Raw genomic sequence first — 749 nt, forward strand, 5'->3', positions numbered from 1 at the left:
TGGATTCGAACCAGGGAATGACGGGATCAAAACCCGTTGCCTTACCGCTTGGCGATAGACCTGCAGGTGATGAGATTGTTGCCAATCTTATCGAATTATGGTGCGGAAGGAGAGACTCGAACTCTCACACCTTGCGGCGCCAGAACCTAAATCTGGTGCGTCTACCAATTTCGCCACTTCCGCATACATTCTTAATGGCTCTTAAGTAAAAGCGATTAAGAATGGTGGCTACGACGGGATTCGAACCTGTGACCCCATCATTATGAGTGATGTGCTCTAACCAACTGAGCTACGTAGCCATAAATGCAATTTGTATTGTCTCAAATTTACTGAGATATGGTGCGGAAGGAGAGACTCGAACTCTCACACCTCGCGGCGCCAGAACCTAAATCTGGTGCGTCTACCAATTTCGCCACTTCCGCATACAAATTGTTTGCTATCAAGTCATGGTGCGGAAGGAGAGACTCGAACTCTCACACCTCGCGGCGCCAGAACCTAAATCTGGTGCGTCTACCAATTTCGCCACTTCCGCGACTTGATTGCTTTCTTTACGCTTTGCTTAAAAAGCGCAAAGAAGAAAAGAATGGTGGCTACGACGGGATTCGAACCTGTGACCCCATCATTATGAGTGATGTGCTCTAACCAGCTGAGCTACGTAGCCATTTAACTCTTAAAGAGTTATGGTGCGGAAGGAGAGACTCGAACTCTCACACCTTGCGGCGCCAGAACCTAAATCTGGTGCGTCTACC

5 tRNA genes are annotated in these 749 nt (G+C 48.3%); all 5 read right to left on the reverse strand.

Annotation, left to right across the window (positions count from 1 at the left end):
- Positions 1–98: 98 nt before the first annotated feature.
- The 5 genes from HGP28_RS18930 to HGP28_RS18950 all read right to left on the reverse strand — a co-directional run bounded on the left by HGP28_RS18930 (position 99) and on the right by HGP28_RS18950 (position 661).
- Positions 99–183 (reverse strand) — tRNA-Leu (locus HGP28_RS18930).
- Positions 184–222: 39 nt separating this feature from the next.
- Positions 223–299, reverse strand: a tRNA-Met gene (locus HGP28_RS18935).
- Positions 300–337: 38 nt separating this feature from the next.
- Positions 338–422 (reverse strand) — tRNA-Leu (locus tag HGP28_RS18940).
- A gap of 25 nt (positions 423–447) precedes the next feature.
- Positions 448–532, reverse strand: a tRNA-Leu gene (locus tag HGP28_RS18945).
- A 52-nt stretch (positions 533–584) separates the two neighbouring features.
- A tRNA-Met gene (locus HGP28_RS18950) sits at positions 585–661 on the reverse strand.
- Between the last annotated feature and the right edge of the window lie 88 nt (positions 662–749).

The sequence above is a fragment of the Vibrio agarilyticus genome, from assembly GCF_012641465.1.
GTDB lineage: Bacteria > Pseudomonadota > Gammaproteobacteria > Enterobacterales > Vibrionaceae > Vibrio > Vibrio agarilyticus.